Origin of the sequence: Rhizobium sp. SU303 (genome assembly GCF_021052345.1) — a bacterium.
Lineage (GTDB): Bacteria > Pseudomonadota > Alphaproteobacteria > Rhizobiales > Rhizobiaceae > Rhizobium > Rhizobium laguerreae.
In genome coordinates, this window is the sequence record NZ_CP088095.1 from 4,829,113 (window position 1) to 4,853,510 (window position 24,398).

At 61.1% G+C, this 24,398-nt stretch carries 26 protein-coding genes and 1 tRNA gene; 18 read left to right on the forward strand and 9 right to left on the reverse strand.

Annotation, left to right across the window (positions count from 1 at the left end):
• Positions 1 to 63: 63 nt before the first annotated feature.
• Both RlegSU303_RS23620 and RlegSU303_RS23625 read right to left on the reverse strand, forming a co-directional pair.
• The gene (locus RlegSU303_RS23620) at positions 64 to 273 is read right to left on the reverse strand and encodes a KTSC domain-containing protein (RefSeq protein WP_017962790.1); all 210 of its coding nucleotides are present in this window, start codon (positions 271 to 273) and stop codon (positions 64 to 66) included.
• Positions 274 to 485: 212 nt separating this feature from the next.
• A tRNA-Ser gene (locus RlegSU303_RS23625) sits at positions 486 to 575 on the reverse strand.
• Between the two features lie 227 nt (positions 576 to 802).
• Between RlegSU303_RS23625 and RlegSU303_RS23630 the strand changes: the two genes are divergently transcribed.
• The 9 genes from RlegSU303_RS23630 (at position 803) to deoA (ending at position 9,508) form a co-directional block, all read left to right on the forward strand.
• The gene (locus RlegSU303_RS23630; protein ID WP_003544459.1) at positions 803 to 1,120 is read left to right on the forward strand and encodes a hypothetical protein; all 318 of its coding nucleotides are present in this window, start codon (positions 803 to 805) and stop codon (positions 1,118 to 1,120) included.
• A gap of 318 nt (positions 1,121 to 1,438) precedes the next feature.
• Positions 1,439 to 2,431, forward strand: coding sequence for a BMP family lipoprotein (locus tag RlegSU303_RS23635; RefSeq protein WP_017962791.1), 993 nt, complete (start codon positions 1,439 to 1,441; stop codon positions 2,429 to 2,431).
• A gap of 88 nt (positions 2,432 to 2,519) precedes the next feature.
• Positions 2,520 to 4,031 carry an ABC transporter ATP-binding protein gene (locus RlegSU303_RS23640; RefSeq protein ID WP_026158956.1) on the forward strand — a complete coding sequence of 504 codons (1,512 nt, stop codon included), beginning with the start codon at positions 2,520 to 2,522 and terminating at the stop codon, positions 4,029 to 4,031.
• 7 nt (positions 4,032 to 4,038) lie between these two features.
• Positions 4,039 to 5,142 carry an ABC transporter permease gene (locus RlegSU303_RS23645; RefSeq protein WP_094086966.1) on the forward strand — a complete coding sequence of 368 codons (1,104 nt, stop codon included), beginning with the start codon at positions 4,039 to 4,041 and terminating at the stop codon, positions 5,140 to 5,142.
• Between the two features lie 10 nt (positions 5,143 to 5,152).
• The gene (locus RlegSU303_RS23650) at positions 5,153 to 6,124 is read left to right on the forward strand and encodes an ABC transporter permease (protein WP_017962794.1); all 972 of its coding nucleotides are present in this window, start codon (positions 5,153 to 5,155) and stop codon (positions 6,122 to 6,124) included.
• Positions 6,125 to 6,126: 2 nt separating this feature from the next.
• Positions 6,127 to 6,516 (forward strand): cytidine deaminase, encoded by a 390-nt coding sequence (locus RlegSU303_RS23655; protein ID WP_003544464.1) that lies wholly within the window; start codon positions 6,127 to 6,129, stop codon positions 6,514 to 6,516.
• A complete protein-coding gene (locus RlegSU303_RS23660; RefSeq protein ID WP_131629994.1) occupies positions 6,513 to 7,313 on the forward strand; it encodes a purine-nucleoside phosphorylase in 801 nt (266 codons plus the stop codon). Before RlegSU303_RS23655 ends, RlegSU303_RS23660 begins: the two co-directional genes overlap by 4 nt.
• Before the next feature lie 109 nt (positions 7,314 to 7,422).
• A complete protein-coding gene (gene deoC, locus RlegSU303_RS23665; protein ID WP_017962796.1) occupies positions 7,423 to 8,199 on the forward strand; it encodes a deoxyribose-phosphate aldolase in 777 nt (258 codons plus the stop codon).
• 1 nt (position 8,200) lies between these two features.
• Positions 8,201 to 9,508, forward strand: coding sequence for a thymidine phosphorylase (deoA, locus tag RlegSU303_RS23670; protein ID WP_231283335.1), 1,308 nt, complete (start codon positions 8,201 to 8,203; stop codon positions 9,506 to 9,508).
• A gap of 6 nt (positions 9,509 to 9,514) precedes the next feature.
• Here deoA and RlegSU303_RS23675 read toward each other — a convergent pair whose 3' ends face one another.
• From RlegSU303_RS23675 to RlegSU303_RS23705, 7 genes are all read right to left on the reverse strand, one after another.
• The gene (locus RlegSU303_RS23675; protein WP_131662161.1) at positions 9,515 to 10,084 is read right to left on the reverse strand and encodes a TIGR02281 family clan AA aspartic protease; all 570 of its coding nucleotides are present in this window, start codon (positions 10,082 to 10,084) and stop codon (positions 9,515 to 9,517) included.
• 125 nt (positions 10,085 to 10,209) lie between these two features.
• Positions 10,210 to 10,839, reverse strand: coding sequence for a uracil phosphoribosyltransferase (gene upp / locus RlegSU303_RS23680; protein ID WP_003544477.1), 630 nt, complete (start codon positions 10,837 to 10,839; stop codon positions 10,210 to 10,212).
• A 107-nt stretch (positions 10,840 to 10,946) separates the two neighbouring features.
• Positions 10,947 to 11,915 (reverse strand): adenosine deaminase, encoded by a 969-nt coding sequence (locus RlegSU303_RS23685; protein WP_077977199.1) that lies wholly within the window; start codon positions 11,913 to 11,915, stop codon positions 10,947 to 10,949.
• Positions 11,912 to 13,132 carry a phosphopentomutase gene (locus tag RlegSU303_RS23690; RefSeq protein WP_131719745.1) on the reverse strand — a complete coding sequence of 407 codons (1,221 nt, stop codon included), beginning with the start codon at positions 13,130 to 13,132 and terminating at the stop codon, positions 11,912 to 11,914. The genes RlegSU303_RS23685 and RlegSU303_RS23690 overlap by 4 nt, the downstream gene beginning before the upstream one ends.
• Before the next feature lie 207 nt (positions 13,133 to 13,339).
• Positions 13,340 to 13,921, reverse strand: a complete 582-nt coding sequence (locus RlegSU303_RS23695; protein ID WP_131662186.1) for a TadE/TadG family type IV pilus assembly protein — start codon at positions 13,919 to 13,921, stop codon at positions 13,340 to 13,342.
• The gene (locus RlegSU303_RS23700) at positions 13,921 to 14,556 is read right to left on the reverse strand and encodes a TadE/TadG family type IV pilus assembly protein (protein ID WP_131719744.1); all 636 of its coding nucleotides are present in this window, start codon (positions 14,554 to 14,556) and stop codon (positions 13,921 to 13,923) included. The genes RlegSU303_RS23695 and RlegSU303_RS23700 overlap by 1 nt, the downstream gene beginning before the upstream one ends.
• A 115-nt stretch (positions 14,557 to 14,671) precedes the next feature.
• The gene (locus RlegSU303_RS23705) at positions 14,672 to 15,076 is read right to left on the reverse strand and encodes a pilus assembly protein N-terminal domain-containing protein (RefSeq protein ID WP_064653455.1); all 405 of its coding nucleotides are present in this window, start codon (positions 15,074 to 15,076) and stop codon (positions 14,672 to 14,674) included.
• Positions 15,077 to 15,456: 380 nt separating this feature from the next.
• On the opposite strand from RlegSU303_RS23705, the gene RlegSU303_RS23710 reads away from it, so the two are divergent.
• From RlegSU303_RS23710 to RlegSU303_RS23750, 9 genes are all read left to right on the forward strand, one after another.
• Complete coding sequence (locus RlegSU303_RS23710) at positions 15,457 to 15,642, forward strand: Flp family type IVb pilin (RefSeq protein WP_094086956.1); 186 nt, start codon at positions 15,457 to 15,459, stop codon at positions 15,640 to 15,642.
• Positions 15,643 to 15,766: 124 nt separating this feature from the next.
• Positions 15,767 to 16,279: an A24 family peptidase gene (locus tag RlegSU303_RS23715; RefSeq protein ID WP_131621077.1), complete on the forward strand. Its 513-nt coding sequence runs from the start codon at positions 15,767 to 15,769 to the stop codon at positions 16,277 to 16,279.
• Positions 16,280 to 16,389: 110 nt separating this feature from the next.
• Positions 16,390 to 17,205, forward strand: coding sequence for a Flp pilus assembly protein CpaB (gene cpaB, locus RlegSU303_RS23720; RefSeq protein ID WP_094086955.1), 816 nt, complete (start codon positions 16,390 to 16,392; stop codon positions 17,203 to 17,205).
• 11 nt (positions 17,206 to 17,216) lie between these two features.
• Positions 17,217 to 18,716 (forward strand): type II and III secretion system protein family protein, encoded by a 1,500-nt coding sequence (locus tag RlegSU303_RS23725; RefSeq protein ID WP_131643915.1) that lies wholly within the window; start codon positions 17,217 to 17,219, stop codon positions 18,714 to 18,716.
• Complete coding sequence (locus RlegSU303_RS23730) at positions 18,713 to 19,465, forward strand: CpaD family pilus assembly protein (protein WP_094086953.1); 753 nt, start codon at positions 18,713 to 18,715, stop codon at positions 19,463 to 19,465. The genes RlegSU303_RS23725 and RlegSU303_RS23730 overlap by 4 nt, the downstream gene beginning before the upstream one ends.
• 14 nt (positions 19,466 to 19,479) lie before the next feature.
• Positions 19,480 to 20,757 (forward strand): AAA family ATPase, encoded by a 1,278-nt coding sequence (locus tag RlegSU303_RS23735; RefSeq protein ID WP_094086952.1) that lies wholly within the window; start codon positions 19,480 to 19,482, stop codon positions 20,755 to 20,757.
• A 133-nt stretch (positions 20,758 to 20,890) separates the two neighbouring features.
• Complete coding sequence (locus RlegSU303_RS23740; RefSeq protein WP_094087696.1) at positions 20,891 to 22,366, forward strand: CpaF family protein; 1,476 nt, start codon at positions 20,891 to 20,893, stop codon at positions 22,364 to 22,366.
• A gap of 5 nt (positions 22,367 to 22,371) precedes the next feature.
• Positions 22,372 to 23,379 carry a type II secretion system F family protein gene (locus tag RlegSU303_RS23745; protein ID WP_065281823.1) on the forward strand — a complete coding sequence of 336 codons (1,008 nt, stop codon included), beginning with the start codon at positions 22,372 to 22,374 and terminating at the stop codon, positions 23,377 to 23,379.
• 15 nt (positions 23,380 to 23,394) lie between these two features.
• Complete coding sequence (locus RlegSU303_RS23750; protein ID WP_025396706.1) at positions 23,395 to 24,381, forward strand: type II secretion system F family protein; 987 nt, start codon at positions 23,395 to 23,397, stop codon at positions 24,379 to 24,381.
• Positions 24,382 to 24,398 lie beyond the last annotated feature (17 nt).

Below are 24,398 nucleotides of genomic sequence, written 5' to 3' on the forward strand. Positions count from 1 at the left end.
CACCGGCCTTGTCCCGATCTCGCACAATCCCGCAATGCGCGCTGGCGGTATCGGCTCGGATTTTCAGGCTGCCAATCTGCGAAACCGGGTTCTGATCCGGTCGAGATAATAATGGCCGGGAGACGGCGCCACCGCCATCGCATGGGCTTCCGAAGAGGGAACGCCTTCGAACAGACGTTCCTCGCCATTCTTGAAACAAATCCTGAGCCGCCCGTCTTCCTGGCTGAAGTAGACGGATTTGATGATCTTCGACTTTACCGAAAGTTCTTCCACCTGTTTTACCTCTGTTTTTGATTTTGGCAGACGGTAAACCCAAACGTGCAAAGAGGCGGTGAAGCCGCATGGTAAAAAATCAGGAATCTTTCAATGTGTTGAACTCGAGTTCGCGCTGCCGCTTCCAGGGCTCGGGAGATAACGCAAGGATCACGGTGCTGGATCGGCCAGCCGTCAAGAACGGTTCAGGATCGATATCGAAATCGGTACCATGGCGGACAGGGTGGGATTCGAACCCACGGTACGCTTTCACGTACACACGCGTTCCAGGCGTGCGCCTTAAACCACTCGGCCACCTGTCCATTGGGCGTTCGCGCCTAGGATAGGAGCAAATCGTCGGAACGGCGCGATATATACCGATGAATTTTCGTCGATCAACCTAAATCTAACAGTTTTTTGACTTCTTCGGATAAAACTCGCCTCGGCCACTCCATTGTGCTTCACCTCATCGATGACTATGTAATTCTCTAAGGTGGAGAATGGCGCGGCCGGCCGGAATGGTCCGGCATATCGAGCGTCGGAGGAATTGATGCGTTTCCTGTTGCGTCTGGCGAGTCTTGTCGCGCTTGCGGCGGCCGTGATTGCCGGGACCATCGATTCGATCCAATCGGTTGCGGCGTCCTCCGTGGTGATGACGCCGATCTCCGATGCCTGGCAGGATGTGAGCCCGACAACGCTGACATCGCTGCAATCCTCCCTTTCCTATTATATCCACCCGCGTTTCTACACGCTCATCTTCCAGTGGCTGATGCTCCAGCCGGCCTTTGCCGTTTTCCTGGTGATCGCGCTGCTTCTGTGGATGATCGGCTACAAGAAGCCGCCGGTGGCCGGGCGCTTCACCGCATAGCAAAGCTGGTTTTGCCGGCACGATCGGGCGAGAAATCCGGGTGGGCGTCGCCCGCTCTTATACCTTTGTATTTGTCGCCGGATTGGCTAGAAAATCCGCATTCCGATGCAAGGAATGTCCAAAAATCAGCCCTGAAGAGCTGATTTTCGGCAATCGCTGCAAATCTTTACCGCCTGAAAAATTTCTGGTGAATTTTTCCGTGAGCCATGCAAGGATGCGCGCAGCCAGGCCTCCGGGGGGAGGTCGGTGGTTCCGCAGACATGCCCGAAAAGGGCTTGCGGGAGGACCCCTAACGAATAGCAACAACAGGGCTGCACAATGAAAAAATCCCTTCTCACTCTCTTTGCCGTGGCTGCCATGTCGACGACGGCGCTTGCCGCCGATGTCAAGCCGGCGCTGGTTTACGGCACCGGCGGGAAGTTCGATAAGTCCTTCAACGAGGCGGCGTATAACGGCGCCGAGAAGTTCAAGACCGAGACCGGCATTGCCTATCGCGACTTCGAGCCGACGGGCGACACCCAAGGCGAACAGGCCATCCGCAACTTCGCAAGCCGTGGTTTCAATCCGGTGGTTGCCGTTTCCTTCGCCTGGACCTCGGCCATCGAGAAGGTTGCAGCCGAATTCCCGGACACCAAGTTCATCATCGTTGACTCCGTCGTCGACAAGCCGAACGTCCGCTCGGTTGTCTACAAGGAAGAAGAAGGTTCCTACCTCGTCGGCGTTCTCGCCGGCATGGCCTCCAAGACCGGCAAGGTCGGCTTCGTCGGCGGCATGGACATCCCGCTGATCCGCAAGTTCGAATGCGGCTACGAGCAGGGCGCACGCTCCGTCAAGGCCGATATCGAAGTATTCCAGAACATGACCGGCACGACGGGCGCTGCCTGGAACGACCCGGTCCGCGGCGGCGAGTTGGCCAAGAACCAGATCGACCAGGGCGCTGACGTCGTTTATGCGGCAGCCGGCGCCACCGGTCTCGGCGTTCTGCAGACCGCCGCCGACAACAAGAAGCTGTCGATCGGCGTCGACTCCAACCAGAACCATCTGCATCCGGGCTCGGTCCTGACTTCGATGGTCAAGCGCGTCGATCTCGCCGTCTACAATGCCTACAACGACACCAAGAACGACAAGTTCACCGGCGGTGTCCAGGCGCTCGGCGTCAAGGAAGACGGTGTCGGCGCCGCGATCGACGACAACAACAAGTCGCTGATCACACCGGAAATGCAGGCTGCCGTCGACAAGGCCAAGGCCGATATCATCGCGGGAACCGTCAAGGTTCACGATTACACCTCGGACAACGCTTGCCCGAAGTGATCCGCGCCCGTATGTGATCGACGATTGAGATCGGGCGTATGGCGGAGGGGATTTTCGCCATACGCCCTTTTCTTATTTGGAGTCTGCAGTGACAGATAAGCCCGCTATCGAGCTTGTCGGCATCGATAAGAAATTCGGTGCCGTCCACGCCAACAAGGACATCAACCTGACCGTTGCCAAGGGAACGATCCACGGCATCATCGGCGAAAACGGTGCCGGCAAATCGACCCTGATGTCGATCATCTACGGTTTCTACCATGCCGATAGCGGCGAGATCCTGGTCAACGGCAATCCGGTCACCATCCGCGACAGCCAGGCGGCGATCGCCACCGGCATCGGCATGGTGCACCAGCATTTCATGCTGGTCGATAATTTCACGGTGCTCGAGAACATCATGCTTGGCGCCGAAGGCGGCATGCTGCTGGCCAGGGGTGTCGCATCGGCCCGTGCCGAGCTCAAGCGGCTGGAAACGGAATATGGCCTGGAGGTCGATCCCGACGCGCTGATCGAAGAGCTGCCGGTCGGCCTGCAGCAGCGTGTCGAGATCCTGAAAGCCATGTATCGCGGCGCCGAGATCCTGATCCTCGACGAGCCGACGGGCGTGCTGACGCCGGCGGAAGCCGATCATCTCTTCCGTATCCTCAAGGTGCTGCGCGATCAGGGCAAGACGATCATCCTCATCACCCACAAGCTGCGCGAGATCATGGCGATCACCGATACGGTCTCGGTCATGCGCCGCGGCGAAATGGTCGCGACCCGCAAGACGGCGGAAACGACGGTGGAGGAACTCGCCGAACTGATGGTCGGCCGCCGCGTGCTGCTGCGCGTGCAGAAAGGCGAGGCAAACCCTGGGGCCGCCGTGCTCTCCGTCCGCAACCTCACGGTCAAGGACAATCGCGGCGTCACCATGGTCGACAACGTCTCCTTCGACGTGCGCGCCGGTGAGATCGTCGGCATCGCCGGTGTCGCCGGCAATGGCCAGTCCGAACTGCTGGAGGCGATTGCCGGCATTCGCAAGCCGACCTCCGGAGAAATCCTGCTCGATGGCCAGACGATCGACAAGGCTGATCCCGCCCGCCTGCGTGATCTCGGCCTCGCGCATATTCCTGAAGATCGCCACCATATGGGCCTGGTGCTGAAATTCGAGGAATATGAAAATTCCGTGCTCGGCTATCATCGCCACCCGGCCTACAGCAAAGGCCCTCTGCTCGATCTCGAAGCGATCCGCAAGGATGCGATGGAGAAGATCGAAAAATACGACATCCGCCCGCCGAACCCGCGGCTAAAGACGGCGAATTTCTCCGGCGGCAACCAGCAGAAGATCGTCGTCGCCCGCGAGATCGAACGCGATCCGAAGATGCTGATCATCGGCCAACCGACACGTGGCGTCGATATCGGCGCCATCGAATTCATCCACCGCCGGATCATCGAAATGCGCGACGCGGGCAAGGCGATCCTGCTCGTCTCCGTCGAACTCGATGAAATCCGCTCCCTTTCAGACCGTATCCTTGTCATGTTTGCCGGCCATGTCGTCGGCGAGAAGACGCCCGATGCCGGTGAACAGACCCTCGGCCTGATGATGGCCGGCATTGCCGCATGAGGCCTTTATGAGCACTGCTTCCGTTCCGCTACCAAACTGGATCAACTACGGCCTCATCCCGATTTTGAACCTCACTGTCGCCTTCCTGATCTCCGGCTTCGTCGTCTGGCTGATCGGTGAAAGCCCGCTCGATGCGCTGTCACTGCTGATCCAGGGCGCGCTCGGCAATGGCGAAGGCATCGGCTTTACGCTCTATTACGCGACGAGCTTCATCTTCACCGGCCTTTCCGTCGCGGTGGCGATCCATGCGGGACTTTTCAACATCGGTTCCGAAGGCCAGGCCTATCTCGGCGGCCTCGGCTGCGCGCTGGTGGCGCTGGCGCTCGACCGCTACGTGCCATGGTATGTAACGATGCCGATCGCGGTGATCGGCGCCGGCCTGTTCGGCGCAGCCTGGGCCTTCATCCCGGCTTTCCTGCAGGCAAAACGCGGCAGCCATATCGTCATCACGACGATCATGTTCAATTATATCGGCGCAGCGCTGATGGTGTACCTCCTTGTGCATGTGCTGATCGTACCGGGCAAGATGGCGCCGGAAACCCGTACCTTCCTGGAAGGCGGCCAATTGCCGAAGCTCGGCTGGGTCATGCAGCTGTTCGGCGCCAAGCTGGGGGCTGCCCCGTTCAACGTCTCCTTTATTATTGCGCTCGTCGTCAGCTACCTCGTCTGGTTGCTCGTCTGGCGCACCAAGCTCGGTTTCGAGATGCGCACGCTGGGCGTCAGCCCGACGGCGGCGGCCTATGCCGGCATCCCCTATGCCCGCACTGTGATCATCGCCATGCTGCTCTCCGGCGCGCTCGCCGGCATGATGGCGCTGAATCCAGTCATGGGCTCGTCTGCCCGTCTGCAGGTGGAATTCGTCGGCGGCGCCGGCTTCGTCGGCATCGCGGTCTCGCTGATGGGCCGCAACCATCCGCTCGGCATCATCATGGCCGCGATCCTCTTCGGTATCCTCTATCAGGGCGGCGACTGGATCTCTTTCGAAATGCCGAATATCACCCGCGAGATGATCCTGGTCATCCAGGGTCTGGTGATCCTCTTTGCCGGCGCGCTGGAATACATGTTCCGGCCTGCGATAGTGCGCCTCTACCAACAGTTCAAGCGCGGTTAAGGAGCGGGCGATGGATTATTATGACATCTTCATCAACGTTCTGAGCTCGACCATCCGCCTGTCGATCCCGCTGATCTTCACCGCCCTTGCCGGTCTGTTTTCGGAACGCGCCGGCATTTTCGATATCGGCCTGGAGGGCAAGATGCTGGGCTCGGCCTTTGCCGCAGCCTGCGTCGCCTATCTCACCGATTCGGCCTGGCTCGGTCTCGGTGCCGGCATCCTCTGCTCGGTGGCGCTGAGCTTGGTGCATGGCTTTGCCTCCATCACCAATCGCGGCAACCAGATTGTGTCAGGTGTGGCGATCAACTTCTTCATCGCCGGCATCACCATCGTGCTCGGCCAGGCCTGGTTCGGCCAGGGCGGGCGCACGCCACAGCTGTCGCCGGATTCGCGCTTCGCACGGATCATCCTGCCAGGCGCCGACGCCGCCCGCGACATTCCGATCGTCGGCCCGCTTTATGCCAATGTCATATCCGGCAACAATATCCTCACCTACCTCGCCTTCCTCGCCGTGCCGTTTTCCTGGTGGGTGCTTTACCGCACACGTTTCGGCCTGCGCCTTCGCGCCGTCGGCGAGAACCCGGGCGCGGTCGATACGGCAGGTATTTCCGTTGCCTGGCTGCGCTACCGCGCCGTAATGTGTGCCGGCATTCTCTGCGGCTTTGCCGGCACCTATCTGGCCATCGCCCAGTCCGCCGCCTTCATCAAGGACATGTCGGCCGGCAAGGGCTACATCGCGCTCGCCGCTCTCGTCTTCGCCAAATGGAAGCCGGTGCCCGTCATGTTTGCCTGCCTGCTCTTCGGCTTCCTCGATGCGCTGGCAAATTTCATGCAGGGAAAGCAGGTGCCGCTGATCGGCGAAGTACCGGTTCAGGTCTTCCAGGCGCTGCCCTATGTCCTGACCTGCGTCCTGCTTGCCGGCTTCATCGGCGTCGCGACCCCGCCGAAAGCCGGCGGCGTGCCCTATACGAAGGAACGTTGACCATGTCTCACGACCTGTTCGAAGCCGCCCGCGGCGCCATGGCTTTTGCTCATGCGCCCTATTCGAAATTCCCCGTCGGAGCGGCGATCCGCGCCGAGGACGGCAAGGTCTATACCGGCGCCAACATCGAAAACCTCTCCTTCCCGCAAGGATGGTGCGCCGAGCCGACGGCGATCGGCGCCATGATCATGGGCGGCGCAAAGAAGATCGTCGAAATGGCGGTCATTGCCGAGAAGCTGCCACTCTGCCCTCCCTGCGGCGGTTGCCGCCAGAAGATCTCCGAATTCGCCTCCAAGGAGACGAAGATCTACCTCTGCGATGAGGCGGGCGTGAAGAAGACCATGACAATGGAAGAGCTTCTTCCCTTCAGCTTCGAGACCGAACTCGGATGAAGGCGACGGTCAGCCTGCTCGCCGCATTGCTCGGCGGCATCAAGCCGCGCCACGGCATCGTCCTTGGCTCTGGTCTCGGCTCCCTCGTCGGTGAGCTCGACGGCGCCGTGCATGTTCCCTATCGCGACCTGCCGGGCTTTCCCGTCAGCGCCGTCTCCGGCCATGCAGGCGAAGTCGTTGCCGGCCGCCTCGGCGGCGTGCCTGTCATCATGCTCTCCGGCCGCGTGCATTATTACGAGAATGGCGATGCCAATGCCATGCGCCTGCCGATCGAAGTGCTGAAGGCGCTCGGCGTCGAGGCGCTGATCCTGACCAATTCGGCCGGATCTCTGCGCGACGACATGCCGCCCGGTTCAGTGATGCAGATCACCGATCACATCAATTATTCCGGCATGAACCCGCTGATCGGCGAGGAAAGCGATCACCGTTTCGTCGGCATGACCAATGCCTATGATGCGGGGCTTGCCGCGGCGATGCGAAGGGCAGCGGCAAAGCTTGAAATCGAGCTGGCGCAGGGTGTCTATATGTGGTTCTCCGGCCCAAGCTTCGAAACGCCGGCCGAAATCCGCATGGCGCGCATCCTCGGCGCCGATGCCGTCGGCATGTCGACGGTGCCCGAGGTCATCATCGCAAGAATGCTGGGCCTGAGGGTTGCAGCCGCCTCCGTTATCACCAACTATGGGGCAGGCATGACCGGCAATGAGCTCAGCCATGAAGAAACCAAGGACATGGCGCCCATCGGCGGCGCCCGTCTCGCCGCGATATTGAAAGACATGATTGCGGCTGGAACAGGATGATTTTAGGCCGGGTCGGCCTAGAATCCGAATCCTGTTCTAAATTAGATAGTGAGAACATGGTGCCGAAACCGCGCACACTTTGCGGCTTCATGCTCTAGAGGAAGCGAAGATGAATAGCCATTCCAACCGGGAGACAGCGGCTGTCGCCCTTTCTCTTCTCGATCTCACCAATTTGAGGGATGATTGCACCGAGGCGCAGATCGACGCGCTCTGCGCCCGGGCGCAGACGCCCTACGGCAACAGTGCTGCGATCTGCATCTGGCCGCGGTTCGTCGCCCAAGCCCGCACTATCCTTGGCACTGGGCACGCCGTGCGTATCGCGACCGTCGTCAACCTGCCCTCTGGTGATATGGAAGTGGCCGATGTCGCTGCCGAAGCACGCGAGGCGATTGCCGATGGCGCCGATGAGATCGATCTGGTCATCCCCTACCGCAAGCTGCTCGCCGGCAACGAGAAGGCGGTGACCGACATGGTCAAGGCCGTGCGCGCAGAATGCGCCGGCCCCGTTCTTCTGAAGGTCATCATCGAAACTGGCGAGCTGAAGGATGCGGCATTGATCCGCCATGCCTCCGAACTCGCCATCGAAGCCGGCGCCGATTTCATCAAGACCTCGACCGGCAAGGTCGCCGTCAATGCGACGCTCGAAGCCGCCGACATCATGATCCGCGCCATTCGTGAAAGTGGACGCAAGGTCGGCTTCAAGCCATCAGGCGGCATCGGCTCGGTGACCGATGCCGCACTCTATCTGAGTCTTGCCGAAACCATCATGACACCGGACTGGGCGATGCCGTCGACGTTCCGCTTCGGCGCTTCCGACCTGCTCGACGATATCCTGGCGGTTCTGAGCGGAACACAGTCGGCCCCGGCTGCGGCGTCGGGCTACTGAAATGATTCCGCAGGAAATCATCCGGCGTAAGCGCGACGGCGACGAACTCGACGTCGCCGAGATCAGCTCCTTTATCGCTGCGCTCGCTGCCGGTCAGTTGTCGGAAGGCCAGATCGGCGCATTCGCCATGGCCGTCTGGTTCAAGGGCATGTCGCGGGCCGAAACCGTGGCCTTGACGCTGGCGATGGCCGATTCCGGCGACAGGCTGCAATGGGCCGATATCGATCGCCCGATCGCCGACAAACATTCGACCGGCGGCGTCGGCGACAATGTTTCTCTGATGCTGGCGCCGATCGCCGCCGCTTGCGGCCTCGCCGTTCCGATGATCTCCGGGCGCGGCCTCGGCCACACCGGCGGTACGCTCGATAAGCTCGAATCCATTCCCGGCTATATGATCACCCCGGACGCGGACCTGTTCCACAAGGTTGTGAAGGAGGCGGGATGCGCCATCATCGGCCAGACCGGGACCTTGGCGCCCGCCGACGGCAGGCTCTATGCCGTGCGCGACGTAACCGCCACCGTCGATTCCATTCCCCTCATCACCGCGTCGATCCTCTCGAAGAAACTTGCGGCGGGGCTCGAGACGCTGGTGCTCGACGTCAAGGTCGGCAACGGCGCCTTCATGGCTGACCGCGACCAGGCGGAGATTCTTGCGCAGTCGCTGGTCGAGGTGGCCAATGGCGCAGGTGTGAAGACGTCGGCCCTGATCACCGACATGAACCAGCCGCTTGCCGATAGTGCCGGCAATGCCGTCGAGATGCGCAACTGCCTGGATTTCCTGGCGGGCAGAAAGGCGGACACGCGGCTTGAGACCGTCGTTCTTGCCTTCGCCGCCGAAATGCTGGTGAAATCCGGTATCGCCGCCTCGTCTGATGAAGCCGAGGGAATGGCGCGTCGGGCGCTGTCATCGGGAAAGGCGGCCGAGGTCTTCGCGCGCATGGTGTCGATGCTCGGCGGCCCGGCCGATCTCATCGAAAACCCTGACCGACACCTGGCCAGGGCGCCGGTCGCAAAGCCTGTTCCGGCCGCCCGGTCCGGCTGGCTAGCCGCCTGCGATGCGCGCGGTATCGGGGTCAGTGTCATCGATCTTGGCGGCGGAAGACGCCACCCCGCGGACCGGATCGATCATCGCGTCGGCTTTTCCGAACTCCTGCCGCTCGGCACCCGCGTCAATGCCGGCGAACCGATCGCGCTGGTTCACGCCGCCGACGAAGCCGGGGCGGAAAGGGCAGCTGCGGCACTTGCCGCGCACTATCGCATCACCGAGGACAAGCCGGAGCTGACACCGGTGATTGCGGGCCTGATCTGACGCGGTTTACTGCTTGAGGCTGAGCGAACCGTCGGCGACGGAATAGGAGGCGAGCTTCTGCAGGAAGCTCATGCCCACCAGCGTCGTCGTCAGCGCATTGTCCTTCAGGACGAAGGCTTCGACCTCACGCACGCGAATACCGCCGATCTCGACGCGGTCGAGCGTCACATGCGCGGCCTTCGTCTGGCCGTTCGCGGTGTTCACCCCATAGCGGAAATCGAGCTGGTTGGCTGTGAAGCCCAGCCGGCGGGCGAGCGTCTCGTTGAGCGCTACATAGGTGGCGCCGGTATCGATCAGGCCCTGCACCGGCTTGCCGTTGATCTTGAAGCTGCCAGTATAGTGGCCCTGCGCATCGGCCTGAAGGCGGATCGCATTGCTGCCGTAGACCGGCTCCGGTGCGATCGGCTGCTCGGTTTGGGTCGATACGTAATTGGCGGAGAGAGCGTCAGCGGGCTGCTGGCTGGTACCCGCAAAGAAGGAAGGCACCTGAGTGGCGAGCACCGCGGCGATGCTGGCGAATAGGACGGTACGCACGAGCATGAAACAGAAATCCTTCCTGTATAAACCCGGCTTCATGCAGGGCCTCATGCTCCGAGCTTGTTAAACCTCAAGTGCTGACAAGTTGCTAAGATCGACGCCAAAAGGCCCGGAATGAATCTCCGGGCCGTAAAGTCTTTCGATTTGGTAAAGGAAGGCTGAAATTACTTGGTGCCGTACATACGGTCGCCGGCATCGCCGAGGCCGGGCATGATGTAGCCCTTCTCGTTGAGATGACTGTCGATCGATGCGGTGAAGACCGGAACATCGGGATGCGCGGCGCGAAAGTTGCGGATGCCTTCCGGGGCGGCAAGCAGGCAGAGGAAGCGGATATTGTGGGCGCCGCGTTCCTTGAGCTTGTCGATCGCCGCGATCGAGGAATTGCCGGTCGCAAGCATCGGGTCGACGACGATGATCAGCCGCTCGGCTACGTCCTCCGGCGCCTTGAAGTAATATTCGACCGGCTGCAGCGTCTCGTGGTCGCGGTAGACGCCGATATGCGAGACGCGGGCGGACGGCACGAGATCGAGCATGCCTTCGAGCAGCCCGTTGCCGGCGCGCAGGATCGAGGCGAAGACCAGCTTCTTGCCCTCGAGGATCGGCGATTCCATCGTCTGCAGCGGCGTCTCGATCGTTTCCATCGTCAGTTCGAGATCGCGGGTCACCTCGTAGCAGAGCAGCGTCGAGATTTCGCGCAGCAAACGCCGGAAACTTCCCGTCGATGTCTCCTTGCGCCGCATGATAGTGAGCTTGTGCTGCACAAGCGGATGATCGATGACCGTGACGCCGTCCATGGGGAAGCCTTTCATTCTTTCTATCGAATGTTTCTTTCACGGAAATTGGCCCGACCGCAAGAGTGGCGGCCAATTTGCGTCGATCTTCCCCAGTCTCTCTGGGGTCTTTAAAGCCGGGCGAGCAAGTCCTTGCGCGTCTGCTCGTCGACGAAGGCCGCTTCGATCGCCGTGCGCGTCATCGCATCGATCTCGGCGTCGCTGAAGCCGAAAGCTCCGGCGGCAAGTTCATATTCCCGCTTCAGTGAAGTATAGAAGAATGGCGGATCGTCCGAGCTGATCGTCACCCGCACGCCTGCTTCCTTCAGTCGCCGCAGCGGATGGGACGCGAAATCGGGAAACACCCCGAGCGCGATATTGGAGCCCGGGCAGATCTCGAGCACGGTGCCGAGGTCGGCAAGCCGCTTCACTAGGTCGAGATCCTCGATAGCGCGCACACCATGGCCAATTCGCGAGGGGCGCACCGCATCGAGCGCGTCGGCGACACTGAAGGCGCCGCAGACCTCGCCGGCATGGATGGTGAGCCCGAGGCCGGCATCGCGGGCGATATCGAAGGCGCGGGCATAGTCGGCCACACGGCCCATGCGCTCTTCGCCGGCAAGGTTGAAGCCGGTAATCAAGGGATTGTCCGCCTTCGCCGCATATTCGGCAGCAGCAATTACGCTTTCCGGACCGAAATGCCGCTCGCCGGTGACGATCAGCCGGGCTTCGATGCCGCTCTTTTCTCTGGCCCGCCGGATGCCTTCGCAGATACCGGATATATAGGCATCGGCGCCCAGCCCGATGCGCTTGCCGTGGTCGGGCGAAACGATGAGCTCGCTGTAGATCGTATCGATGCCGGCGAGTTCGTCGAGATAGGTTTCGGTCAGAAGCGCATAGTCCTCCTCGGTTTTGTAGACCTCGGAAACCTTGTCGTAACATTCGAGGAAGCTTGCGAAATCATGCCAGACATAGGCGCCGTCGCGAAGCTCAGCGCTGATGTCGACGCCATATTTCCGTGCCTGCGCCGCGGTCAGAGCTGGAGGTGCCGCACCCTCCAGATGGCAGTGCAGTTCGACCTTCTTCAAATGCGATGTCACAGAAAACTCCTTCCGTGTGGTCCGGCCGGGATGCCGAGATGCCGGGCGATGCTCTCGCCGATATCGGCATAGCTGCGGCGCACGCCGATTGAACGCGACCGGATGCCGGGGCCATAGGCGATGACAGGCACGCGCTCGCGCGTATGGTCGGTGCCGCGCCAGGTCGGATCGCAGCCATGGTCGGCGGTGAGCACGACGAGATCGCCGGGCTTCAGTTTCTTGTGGACTTCGGGCAAGAGCGCATCGAAGGCTTCGAGTGCCGCGGCATAACCCGGCACGTCGCGGCGATGACCGTAGATCATGTCGAAATCGACGAAATTGGTGAAAACGAGATCGCCGTCCTCAGCCTCGTCGATCGCCGAGAGCGACGCTTTCATCAGCGCCTCGTTGCCATTCGCCTTGATGACTCTGGAAATGCCCTGATGCGCGAAGATGTCGCCGATCTTTCCCACGGCATGCACATGCCGGCCATGTTCGATCAGCCGATCGAGCAGCGTCGGCTCCGGCGGCAGCACGGAGAAGTCGCGCCGGTTTCCGGTGCGCTGGAAAGTAGAGGCGGACTGGCCGATAAAGGGCCGGGCGATCACGCGGCCGATATTGTAAGGATCGAGCAGCCCCCTGGCCAAACCGCAGAAGGCGAGTAGACGATCGAGGCCGAAATGTACCTCATGCGCCGCGACCTGAAAGACGGAATCCGAGGAGGTGTAGCAGATCGGCTTGCCGGTGCGGATATGTTCCTCGCCGAGCCGGGCGATGATCTCCGTTCCCGAGGCATGGCAGTTGCCGAGGATGCCGGGCACGCCAGCCTCCCTGCACAGCGCCTCGATGAATTCCTGAGGAAAGGCGTCTCCCTCCGTTGGGAAATAACCCCAATCGAAACTGACAGGTGTTCCCGCGATCTCCCAATGGCCCGACGGCGTATCCTTGCCGCGGGAGATTTCGGTGGCGGCGCCATAAATGCCGTAGACCTTCTCCGGGACGGGCATGCCGGCCGGAAACCGTCCGGAGGCGGACCGCGCGATGTGCATCAGCCCGAGTTCCGACATGTTGGGCAGGGAAAGCGGCCCTTCGCGCAATCCGGCGCGGTCTGCGGCTCCGGCTGCGCAGAACTCGGCGATATGGCCAAGCGTATCGGCGCCCTCGTCGCCATAGGCGGCCGCATCCGGCGCTCCGCCGACGCCGAAGGAATCCAGAACAAAAAGAAAGGCACGCGCCATTTTACACCCGAGAGAGCCGATCGCCGGCCTCTGGAATATCGGAGGCGGCTGAGATCCAGCCATATAATGCTGCGGCCGGCTTGGCAAATTACAGCGCAGCGCGTCTTTTTCAGTCGCGCAAAGGACGCTGTAACATTTTGAATTGTTGCATAACTCCTATCGATTTCGATTAGGGAGTTATGCAGCAGAGAAGAGCGGGAAGGGCCGTCAGCAGTCGCCGCAGGGGATCGAGTCGCCTTGCCGCTGGCGGTAGAAATAACTACGGCTGATAGTGATCGTTCGCATGCCGTCTGGCATGAAGTTCGGCGCGAACAGGAACATCCTATAGGGGATGCTGACCTCGGTACGAACAAGGAAGCTGTTCGCCGTCTTCATGTCGGACGGCAGGTCGCTCACCGCGGCGTCTTTGGCATAGGGCACCGTCCCGTCTTGCGCCCAGGACCAGAGCACTTTCGCATTGGCGCCGGCGTCGATGCTAATCCCGGTGATCTTCATCGTCAGCGACGTCGTGTTGTAGGGCAGGAAGATTGCGTTTGCGACCGACGGCATTTGCGCAAGCGCACTCTTGGTGACGGATTGCTGCTGGGTGACGAGGTCGGCCACCGTTCCTGCGGCGCGTGTCACCCGCTTGCTGACACTAAGGCCGACCGTAATCTCGAAAGCGCCGATATAGAGCATGACCAGCACAGGAAAGAGGATTGCGAATTCGATCGCTCCGGCGCCCTTGCGGTCGCGGGCCAGCCGCCGCACCGTCAGGACCAATCTGGTGAACGGGTTGCAGAACGCCATCATGGATACTGCTCGTTCTGGAAGGCCGCGGTCCCGACGATCAGATACTGCCTCGGCATCGAAGCGTCGGCAGGACGTATCGTGGTGAGGTAAGGCCGAACCAGATCCGCGGTGATGTCCCAGCGATAGTAAGCGCGCAGCATGTTGATCGTGCCGGCGCCGCCCGGCGTAAATTTGAAGGCCGCCGGGTTGATGTCGGCATATTTGTCGGTGGAAACTTTGGGGATCGTCGTCGGAATGGCCGAGAAGGTGTTGAACGTCTGCACATCCAGATAGAGCTTGCTCGGTGTCGCGACTTCGGTCGCCGAGCAGCGGATGAGTATCGAGATCTCACCACAGAAAGCCTGGCGGAATTGCGCCTGGTTCATGTCGGTCGTGCGGCCGAGATTATAGGTGATCTGCCCGGTTCGCATCCGGCGGCTCATCGTATCGACGGCATTGGAGACGAGTTCCTCGGCGGCGAATGCGACGAAAGTTTCGAGGATGGCGAAAATCACCAGGAAATAGGGAATGGCGAGCAGGGCAAATTCGATCGCCGCTGCGCCGTCGCGCGAGCGGGCGAGAGCGCGAAACCGTAAGAAACGGAACCGCGCAAAGAGGCGCCCCTTATCCGTCTTCTGATCAATTACCGTCATTGCCTGGACCCGAGCGACATTTTCCAGTCGCCAGACTAAGGTCCGTTCGTTGATTTTCCGTTTCAACCTGACACGACGATTTTAACGAATGGTCGAGGAAGTTGAAAAGAGAGCGTTAGGGTGAGCCGGCGGTCGCTTGCTGCGCGTGCTGCTCGCAGTTCGGCGTGCAGGATAGCACGGAGCGCTGGGTCTGCCGGTAGACGCGCACCGTATTGCCCTCGTCGATCGACACCAGGATGCGTTCGTCGAGGATCGCGTTGCCGTCGGCATCGAGGAGGACCAGATTGGTGGTGCCGAAGCTGCGTCCCGTGAGCACGATGGTCTTGGCGTCGGCGACCGTCGCATCGGCGACTGCGGCATTGCCGACAATCACCTTGCTGACAGGGCGATCGAGCTTCAGCACGCGCGCGTGATCCATGTAGACGCGCAGCATGTCATCGTCTGCGGCCGCGGACACTCCCGAAATACCGAAAACGGCGATCATGCCGGCAAAGAAAATGGTTTTGCCGCTCGATGACATTGGGTCCTCTTTCACGATCACAGCGCAATATCCGCATAGAATGGAAAAAATTGGTGAACGAAGCCTTAAGCCTACCGCTGTGTTCCGGGATGAAGCGTAATGATCCGATTTGGTACGGCTTCGGAACGGTGCACGCCTCGGTTGGGAACAGGATATGTGCTATTTCCGGCTGAACGCAGCGGTTATTCTAGGAATATCGTTAAATATTGAGGTAAGTGCGTAAGAAAATACTGACTCTACAAAGGTCTGTTGTCTCGTTCACATCTCGTTAACTCTTTTCCTTAAGCCGATGGAAACGGCCATTCGCTAGGTTGCAGTCATCCGATCAACGGCAAACAGTTGGCGGACGTGCTGAACATCAACTGGAGTTAGGAGTTACCATGACCAAGCTTTTGAGCCGTTTTCTGAAGGACGAATCCGGCGCGACCGCAATCGAATACGGCCTGATCGCTGCTCTCATTTCCGTAGCGCTCATCACCGGCGCCACGACCCTCGGCAACCGGATCGGCACCACGTTCAACAACTTGGGCACCAAGATGAACACCGGCGTTACGGCGTCGAACTAAGATAGGCGCTACCAACTGGCGCTGAAATTGATACGGCCGGATTTGCTCTGGCCAAACTATAGGGCGGGCTCACAGGCTGAACGGCCGTGAGCCTTTTCGCATCAAGTCACGATCGGGTATGAGCATGATCGCAGCCGCAGTCTTCCTGATACTGCCACTCTGCCTTGCGATGGCGGCCTTCTCGGATCTCTTCACCATGACGATCCCGAACCGCATTTCCGTTATCCTGATCGCCTCTTTCCTCGTCCTCGCGCCGTTCTCCGGCTTGGGTCTGGAAATGATCGGCATGCATCTTGCCGGCGTCGCCATCGTCTTCAGCGCCTGCTTTGCTCTTTTCGCCTTCAATGTAATGGGCGGCGGCGACGCCAAGCTGATGAGCGCCACCGCGCTCTGGTTCGGTCTGAACGAATCCCTACTTTTCCTGATGACCGACATCGCCATGATCGGCGGCCTCATCACCTTGCTGATCCTACTGATAAGAGCGCAATCGGACACCATCCTCGCCATCGGGCTGCCGGTGCCGAACTCGGTCCTGCTCGCCAAGAAGATCCCCTACGGGATTGCCATCGCCATCGGCGGCTTCATGGCCTTCCCTTCCTCGCCGCTCTTCATCACAGCGTTGGAAAGCCTGAAATAACGGCATTTTAAACGCCCGTTAACTTAAAATGTAAGCGTTCCATTAACCATAATTATACCAATTGCTGAGCATTCTACAGGGCGAACATATCGTGCCCTGAGGAATGATCGATGAAACCGGCTCGCCTTATAATCCTAGCTGTCGCCGTGGTGGCAGCCGGCCTCGCCGGCCTCCTGGCAATGCAAATGGCGGGCAGTGGCGGTGTCGTTACCCAGGTCCGCTCGGTCGTCGAGAAGGAGCCGACCGTCAACATCCTCGTCTCGAGTGGCAATCTGTCGGTCGGCGCAAGGCTGGACGATCAGTCGGTGCATTGGATGGCCTGGCCGCAGGGCGGCGTCGTTCCCGGCCTCATCACGGAAGCCGACAAGCCGGATGCGATCAAGGATCTGCAGGGCGCCGTCGTGCGTCTGCCGATCTTCGAAGGCGAACCGATCCGGCCGGAAAAGATCGCCGATTCCAGCAGCCGCATCCTCTCCTCGCTGTTGCCGGCCGGCAAGCGCGCCGTCGCGACCGAGATATCGGTGGCAACCGGTGCCGGCGGTTTCATCCTGCCGAATGATCGCGTCGACGTCATCATGGTCCGCAAGGGCGCTGAGGCCGACAAGCTCATCACCGAAACCGTGCTGAGCAATGTCCGCGTCCTCGCCATCGACCAGCAGATCCAGGAAAAGGACGATGGCTCGAAATCGGTGGTCGGCACGACCGCGACGCTCGAGCTCACGCCCGATCAAACGAAGGTTCTTGCCGTCGCCCAGCAGATGGCAGACCGGCTGTCGCTCGCGCTGCGCTCGGTCGCCGATGCGCAGGAGCAGGATACCAGTGCCGCCGACTATCTGCTGAGCGGCGACAACGGCAGTGCGATCATCCAGGTCATCAAATCGGGCGCCATCGTCACGGATGCCGGCGCCGCGCCGAAGGCGGAGTAAGGGACGTGCAAATGGGCAATTCAACGCGGCGCGCCGGGCCTCTCCTGACAGGCTGCCTTTCGCTGGCAGTTGGCCTCTCCGGTATAGTGCCGGCCTCTTTCGCCCCGCTTCTCGGCGCAGGCGAGGCGCGCGCCGATTCCGATAGCCTGGTCCGGATCTCGCAGACAGGCTCCAATGCCCATCGCCGGCTGAAGATCGGTCTCAACAAGGCCGTCGTCGTCGATCTGCCGGAGGATGCGCATGATATCCTCGTCTCCGATCCGACCATGGCTGATGCCGTGACCCGCACCTCGCGGCGCATCTACCTGTTCGGCAAGAAGGTCGGCCAGACGAATATCTTCGTCTTCGGCGCCGGTGGACAGGAGATCGTCAATCTCGACATCGAGATCGAGCGGGACGTCTCCGGCCTCGAGGTCAATCTCCGCCGCTTCATTCCCGACTCCAACATCAACGTCGAAATCGTCTCCGACAACATCGTGCTGACCGGCACGGTGCGCACGCCGCAGGATGCCACGCAGGCGGCCGATCTGGCGCAGGTCTTCCTGAAGGGCGGCGAGGCGACGACCAGAACCGAAACGGCATCCGGCACCGGCGGCGACAGCTCGGTCGCGCTCTTTGCTGAAGGTCGCCAGAGCTCGCAGGTCGTCAACCTCCTGCAGATCGAGGGCGAGGACCAGGTCACCCTCAAGGTAACGATCGCCGAGGTCCGCCGCGAGGTGCTGAAGCAGCTCGGCTTCGACAACCTGGTTTCCAATTCCTCCGGCATGACGGTCGCCCAGCTCGGCAGTCCGGGCGCCGACAGCGCGACTTCGACGGTCGGCGGCGGCCTGGCGGCGCTCTTCAAGAGTTCGATCGGCAAATACGACATCTCGACCTACCTCAACGCGCTGGAACAGGCCAAGGTCGTCAAGACGCTCGCCGAACCGACGCTGACGGCGATATCCGGCCAGGCCGCGACCTTCAATTCCGGTGGCCAGCAGCTTTATTCGACGACCGACAGCGACGGCAACGTCACCGTCACGCCATTCAACTACGGCATCAGCCTCGCCTTCAAACCGGTCGTGCTGTCATCGGGACGCATCAGCCTGCAGATCAAGACCAATGTCTCCGAACCGGTGGCCGGCAGCGGCAACGCCACCTATCAGCGCCGTTCGGCGGAGACCTCGGTGGAGCTGCCCTCGGGCGGCTCGATCGCGCTCGCCGGCCTTATCCGCGACAATGTTTCCCAGACGATGGGCGGCACACCCGGCGTTTCGAAGATCCCGCTGCTCGGGACGCTCTTCCGCCAGAAGGGGTTCGAGCGTCAGGAAACCGAGCTCGTCATCATCGCAACGCCCTATCTGGTGCGCCCGGTGGCGCGTAACCAGCTCAACCGGCCGGACGACAATTTCAGCCCTGAGAATGACGGTGCAACCTTCTTCCTCAACCGTGTCAACAAGGTCTATGGCCGCCGCGAGGCGCCCGTCGCCGATGCGCAGTTCCACGGCTCGATCGGGTTCATCTACAAATGAGCGGGGCACGATCGGCAGCAATGGCAGAGAACAGAGATCAGGCGATGGCCCATATGAATGCGACGACACCCCGCCTTGGAATCTCGAAGGCGCTTTTTGCCACGGTCGCCATGTCGATGGCCGTCCTCTCCGGATGTGCTGGCCCGCATGACCAGCTGACGACCGGCGGGATTCCGGACGATTACCGCGCCCGCCACCCGATCATCGTCACGGAAGCGGAGCAGACGGTGGATATACCCGTCGCCTCTACCGATCGCCGCCTGACCATCGCCCAGCGCGACCTCATCCGCGGCTTTGCCGCAAACTACATCTCGCGCGCCTCGGGCCCGGTTTACGTGCTGTCGCCGCAAGGCTCGCCTAATTCGGCGGCAGCCTATCAGCTGCGCAATCAGGTCCGTGCCGAGTTGACATCGAGGGGGATCGCAAGCTCGAAAATCGTCAACACCTCCTATGCCGCCGTCGGCCCCGGCGATGCAGCGCCGATTCGGCTGAGCTTTACCGGCACCACAGCGGTCACCACGCAATGCGGTCAGTGGCCGAAGGACATATCGAACGACTTGACCAACCAGAACTACTATAATTTCGGCTGCGCCTCGCAGAACAATCTTGCCGCCCAGATCGCCAATCCGGAGGATCTGGTGGCGCCCCGCGGCATGACCCCGATCGATGCGCAGCGGCGCAACAATGCGATCCAGGAATACCGGACGACGACGACGACGATCGAAGATGCCAGCGACAGCGGATTCTGAGGCGGAACGGAACGATGAGCGCGATCGAATACGAAATCAGGAATCCCAGCGAGCTTCGCAATGCCGAGGAGGCGGTGCGCATGGCGGATCTGGAAAACATGCGGCCGCTGCCGCGCATCTCCGTGCATGCCTTCTGCGAGAGCGAGGCCCTGCAGCAGGTCATGGAACGCTGCGCCAATGATCGGCGCGTCGCGAAAGTCAGCATGCGCATCACCAGCGGCGGCATCGCCGCTGCCGCCAATATGTTTTCCGGTGCCCCGACGCCGAACCTCATCATCCTCGAAACCAAGGCGAATGCCGCGAACTTGCTCGGCGAACTTGCGCCGCTCGCCGCGGTCTGCGATCCGACGACCAAGGTCGTCATTATCGGTTATTACAACGATATTGGGCTTTATCGCGAACTCATCCGCAACGGCATTTCCGAATATATGGTCCAGCCTGTCGCCATGCCCGATATCCTTACGGCGATGGCCTCGATCTTTGTTGATCCGGACTCCGAGCCGCTCGGCCGCAGCATCGCCTTCATCGGCTCGAAGGGCGGCACCGGCGCTTCGACCATCGCGCATAATTGCGCCTTCGGCATTTCCAATCTCTTCTCCACAGAGACGATCCTCGCCGATCTCGACCTGCCCTATGGCACGGCGAACATCGACTTCGACCAGGATCCGGCCCAGGGCATCGCCGAAGCGGTCTTCGCACCCGATCGTCTCGACGAGGTCTTCCTCGACCGCCTGCTGACGAAATGCTCCGAGCATCTGTCGCTGCTGGCCGCACCCTCGCTGCTCGACCGTGCCTATGATTTCGACGGCCAGGCCTTCCAGCCGGTGCTCGACGTTCTGCAGCGCAGCGCGCCCGTCACCGTGCTCGATGTTCCGCATGCATGGTCGGAATGGACGCGCTCGGTGCTGTCGAGCGTCGACGAGGTGGTCATCGCAGCGGTTCCCGATCTCGCCAATCTGCGCAACGCCAAGAACATGCTGGACGCGTTACGCAAGATGCGGCCGAACGACCGGCCGCCGCATCTCATCCTCAATCAGGTCGGCATGCCGAAACGGCCGGAGATTTCGCCGTCGGATTTCTGTGAGCCGCTGGAGATCGATCCGATCGCGATCATTCCCTTCGACATCAGTCTTTTCGGCAACGCCGCCAACAGCGGCCGGATGATTTCCGAAGTCGACCCGAAGTCGCCGACGGCGGAAACCTTTTCGCAGATATCGCATATCGTCACCGGCCGTGTCGCGATCAAGAAGGCGAAGAAGGGCGGCCTGCTGGGCCTCCTGAAGCGCAAGTAAACGATGAGCATTTCCAGCAAAAGTGGGCAGCGGTTTCGCCTCCGGAATTGCGTGAAAACAAAAAGATAGAGCATTTCCGTGACTCCGGAGAGATCGGGAAATGCTCAAGAACGAGCAGATTGGATCGAGTGGCATGTTTGGAAAACGCGGAAACGAAGGTTCCGGAAAGGTCGGAGGGGCGATTGCTCCGCCGCCGCCGGTTCCGGCCGCCGCCCCTGCGGCCTCTTCCCCCTCCATTCTGGTCGAACCCTCGCGCGAATCCGCACGCCAGCAGATGACGCCACCGCCGATGCAGACGCCGCAGCGCAAACGCCCGGCCCGCACCGATGAATATTACGACACCAAGGCGCAGGTCTTTTCCGCGCTGATCGACACGATCGATCTCTCGCAGCTTTCCAAGCTCGACGGCGAAAGCGCGCGCGAGGAAATCCGCGACATCGTCAATGACATCATCACCATCAAGAACTTTGCGATGTCGATCTCCGAGCAGGAAGAACTGCTCGAGGATATCTGCAACGACGTACTCGGCTACGGCCCGTTGGAGCCGTTGCTGGCGCGCGACGACATCGCCGACATCATGGTCAACGGCGCCGGCCAGACCTTCATCGAAGTCGGCGGCAAGACGATCGAATCCGAGATCCGCTTCCGAGACAATGCACAGCTTCTCTCGATCTGCCAGCGCATCGTCAGCCAGGTCGGCCGCCGCGTCGACGAATCGAGCCCGATCTGCGACGCCCGCCTGCCGGATGGTTCGCGCGTCAACGTCATCGCGCCACCGCTGTCGATCGACGGGCCGGCGCTCACCATCCGCAAGTTCAAGAAGGACAAGCTGACCCTCGATCAGCTCGTCCGTTTCGGTGCGATCACGCCGGAAGGCGCAACCGTGCTGCAGATCATCGGGCGCGTGCGCTGCAATGTCGTCATTTCAGGCGGCACCGGCTCGGGCAAGACGACCCTTCTGAACTGCCTCACCAACTATATCGACAGGGACGAGCGCGTCATCACCTGCGAGGATACCGCCGAACTGCAGCTGCAGCAGCCGCATGTCGTCCGTCTCGAAACGCGCCCGCCGAATATCGAAGGCGAGGGCGAGATCACCATGCGCGATCTGGTCAAGAACTGCCTGCGTATGCGTCCCGAGCGCATCATCGTCGGCGAAGTGCGCGGACCTGAAGTTTTCGACCTGCTGCAGGCGATGAACACCGGTCACGACGGCTCGATGGGCACCATCCACGCCAATACGCCGCGCGAATGCCTGAGTCGTATCGAATCGATGATCGCCATGGGCGGCTTTACCCTGCCGGCAAAGACGGTGCGCGAGATCATTTCCAGCTCGGTCGACGTCGTCATTCAGGCGGCGCGCCTTCGTGATGGTTCACGCCGCATCACCCAGATCACCGAGGTAATCGGCATGGAAGGCGACGTTATCATCACCCAGGATCTGATGCGCTACGAGATCGATGGCGAGGATGCGAATGGCCGCCTGATCGGCCGGCACATGTCGACCGGCGTCGGCAAGCCGCATTTCTGGGATCGCGCCCGCTACTTCAACGAGGAAAAGCGTCTTGCCGCCGCCCTCGACGCGATGGAAGCGAAAACGAAGGAATAGGCGAGATGTTCGGGTTCGATCCGATAGTGTTGGCAATCGTCGTCCTCGCCGCCGTCTCCGCGGCGGCGGTCGCCTATGCCTTGTTGTTTTCGAAGATCGAGGCCGACAAGAAATCGGCAAGCCGCATCAATCGCGTCAAATCGGCCGAAAGCGACCGGGTCAAGGTCAAGGCCGCCCGTGACCGGGTGCAAGAGCTGTCGAAGCGCCGTAAATCGGTGCAGGACAATCTGAAGGATCTGGAAAAGCGCCAGCACGAGAAGACCAAGAAGACCGTGTCGATGAAATCGCGGCTGGTGCAGGCCGGCCTGACGATCACGGCGGCGAAATTCTATCTCATCAGCGCCGTCTTCGCCTCCGTGCTGCTGCTTGTCGCCTTGGTCGTCGGTGCATCGTGGATGGTCATGGTCGGTATCGCCGTCGTCGCCGGTCTCGGCCTGCCGCGCTGGGTCGTCGGCTTCCTGATCAAACGCCGCCAGACCAAGTTTTTGAACGAACTCCCCAATGCGCTTGACGTCATCACGCGGTCGATCAAATCAGGCCTGCCGCTCAACGATGCGATCCGCCTTATCGCCACCGAAGGCACCGAGCCTGTCAAGAGCGAGTTCCTGCGGGTGATCGAGGCGCAGCAGGTAGGCCTCAGCATTCCCGACGCCTGCGCCCGCATGACGATCCACATGCCGCTCCAGGAAGTCAACTTCTTCGCCATCGTCATCGCCATCCAGTCGCAGGCCGGCGGCAATCTGTCGGAAGCGATCGGCAACCTCTCCAAGGTGCTGCGCGAGCGCAGGAAGATGAAGGCCAAGGTCCAGGCGCTGTCAATGGAAGCCAAGGCGTCGGCCGTCATCATCGGGGCTCTGCCCTTCATCGTCGCGACCCTCGTCTACATGACGTCGCCGAACTACATGATGATCCTTTTCACCGATCCGCGCGGCCATTTCATCATGGGTGTCTCGGCGATCTGGATGTCGATCGGCATTTTCGTCATGCGCAACATGGTCAATTTTGACATCTAGCCGGAAGGAAGCACCATGTCGCAGGATCTTGCCGCAACGCTGACCAATCCGAGCATGCTGATCGCCCTTCTCGTCGCGATCGCCGTCTTCGCCACTTTTTACACGATTGCCGTTCCCTTCTTCGAGCGCGGCGATCTGAACAAGCGGATGAAGGCTGTTTCCACAGAGCGCGAGCAGATTCGTGCCCGCGAACGCGCCCGTATGAACACGGAAACCGGCGCCGGCAAGGCCTCGCTCAGGAACCAAAACAACCGCTCGGTCCGTCAGATCGTCGAGCGCTTCAACCTGCGCAAGGCGCTGGTCGACGAAAACACGGTCAACAAGTTGCGGGCCGCCGGTTTCCGTTCGGAGAATGCGCTGAATACCTTCCTGGTGGCGCGTTTCCTGCTGCCTTTCCTTTTCCTGGCGCTTGCTGCCTTCTGGGTCTTCGGCCTCGGCAACCTCGCCGAAAAGGGCACGCCGATCCGCCTCTTTGCCGTCATCGGCGTCGGTTATCTCGGATTCTACGCGCCGAACATCTATATCTCCAACCGCATGGGCAAGCGACAGCACTCGATCAAGCGCGCCTGGCCGGATGCGCTGGACCTGATGCTGATCTGCGTCGAATCCGGCATCTCGATCGAGGCCGCGATGCGCCGCGTGTCGGAAGAACTCGGCGAACAGTCGCCGGCGCTCGCCGAGGAGATGGTGCTGACCACGGCCGAGCTCTCCTTCCTGCCGGATCGCCGCGTGGCACTCGAAAATCTTGCCACGCGCACCCAGATCGAGCTGGTGCGTTCGGTGACTCAGGCGCTGATCCAGGCCGATCGCTACGGCACGCCGGTTGCACAGGCGCTGCGCGTTCTCGCCCAGGAAGGACGCGACGAGCGCATGAACGAGGCGGAAAAGAAGGCGGCCGCGCTGCCGCCGAAACTGACGGTGCCGATGATCCTGTTTTTCCTGCCGGTGCTGATCGCCGTCATTCTCGGTCCGGCCGGCATTCAGGTGGCAGACAAGTTCTGACGATTGCGCCGGCCCCG

Excerpts from the sequence above, each read along its gene's own strand:
- RlegSU303_RS23695 (WP_131662186.1), bottom strand. The coding sequence starts at position 13,921 with ATGGCGTTCTGCAACCCGTTCACCAGATTGGTCCTGACGGTGCGGCGG.
- RlegSU303_RS23735 (WP_094086952.1), top strand. The coding sequence starts at position 19,480 with ATGAGCGCGATCGAATACGAAATCAGGAATCCCAGCGAGCTTCGCAAT.
- RlegSU303_RS23655 (WP_003544464.1), top strand. The coding sequence starts at position 6,127 with ATGTCTCACGACCTGTTCGAAGCCGCCCGCGGCGCCATGGCTTTTGCT.
- RlegSU303_RS23635 (WP_017962791.1), top strand. The coding sequence starts at position 1,439 with ATGAAAAAATCCCTTCTCACTCTCTTTGCCGTGGCTGCCATGTCGACG.
- RlegSU303_RS23645 (WP_094086966.1), top strand. The coding sequence starts at position 4,039 with ATGAGCACTGCTTCCGTTCCGCTACCAAACTGGATCAACTACGGCCTC.
- RlegSU303_RS23630 (WP_003544459.1), top strand. The coding sequence starts at position 803 with ATGCGTTTCCTGTTGCGTCTGGCGAGTCTTGTCGCGCTTGCGGCGGCC.
- RlegSU303_RS23745 (WP_065281823.1), top strand. The coding sequence starts at position 22,372 with ATGTTCGGGTTCGATCCGATAGTGTTGGCAATCGTCGTCCTCGCCGCC.
- RlegSU303_RS23725 (WP_131643915.1), top strand. The coding sequence starts at position 17,217 with ATGGGCAATTCAACGCGGCGCGCCGGGCCTCTCCTGACAGGCTGCCTT.
- RlegSU303_RS23675 (WP_131662161.1), bottom strand. The coding sequence starts at position 10,084 with ATGAAGCCGGGTTTATACAGGAAGGATTTCTGTTTCATGCTCGTGCGT.
- deoC (WP_017962796.1), top strand. The coding sequence starts at position 7,423 with ATGAATAGCCATTCCAACCGGGAGACAGCGGCTGTCGCCCTTTCTCTT.
- RlegSU303_RS23750 (WP_025396706.1), top strand. The coding sequence starts at position 23,395 with ATGTCGCAGGATCTTGCCGCAACGCTGACCAATCCGAGCATGCTGATC.
- RlegSU303_RS23650 (WP_017962794.1), top strand. The coding sequence starts at position 5,153 with ATGGATTATTATGACATCTTCATCAACGTTCTGAGCTCGACCATCCGC.
- RlegSU303_RS23690 (WP_131719745.1), bottom strand. The coding sequence starts at position 13,132 with ATGGCGCGTGCCTTTCTTTTTGTTCTGGATTCCTTCGGCGTCGGCGGA.
- RlegSU303_RS23660 (WP_131629994.1), top strand. The coding sequence starts at position 6,513 with ATGAAGGCGACGGTCAGCCTGCTCGCCGCATTGCTCGGCGGCATCAAG.
- upp (WP_003544477.1), bottom strand. The coding sequence starts at position 10,839 with ATGGACGGCGTCACGGTCATCGATCATCCGCTTGTGCAGCACAAGCTC.
- cpaB (WP_094086955.1), top strand. The coding sequence starts at position 16,390 with ATGAAACCGGCTCGCCTTATAATCCTAGCTGTCGCCGTGGTGGCAGCC.
- RlegSU303_RS23705 (WP_064653455.1), bottom strand. The coding sequence starts at position 15,076 with ATGTCATCGAGCGGCAAAACCATTTTCTTTGCCGGCATGATCGCCGTT.
- deoA (WP_231283335.1), top strand. The coding sequence starts at position 8,201 with ATGATTCCGCAGGAAATCATCCGGCGTAAGCGCGACGGCGACGAACTC.
- RlegSU303_RS23730 (WP_094086953.1), top strand. The coding sequence starts at position 18,713 with ATGAGCGGGGCACGATCGGCAGCAATGGCAGAGAACAGAGATCAGGCG.
- RlegSU303_RS23740 (WP_094087696.1), top strand. The coding sequence starts at position 20,891 with ATGTTTGGAAAACGCGGAAACGAAGGTTCCGGAAAGGTCGGAGGGGCG.
- RlegSU303_RS23700 (WP_131719744.1), bottom strand. The coding sequence starts at position 14,556 with ATGACGGTAATTGATCAGAAGACGGATAAGGGGCGCCTCTTTGCGCGG.
- RlegSU303_RS23715 (WP_131621077.1), top strand. The coding sequence starts at position 15,767 with ATGATCGCAGCCGCAGTCTTCCTGATACTGCCACTCTGCCTTGCGATG.
- RlegSU303_RS23710 (WP_094086956.1), top strand. The coding sequence starts at position 15,457 with ATGACCAAGCTTTTGAGCCGTTTTCTGAAGGACGAATCCGGCGCGACC.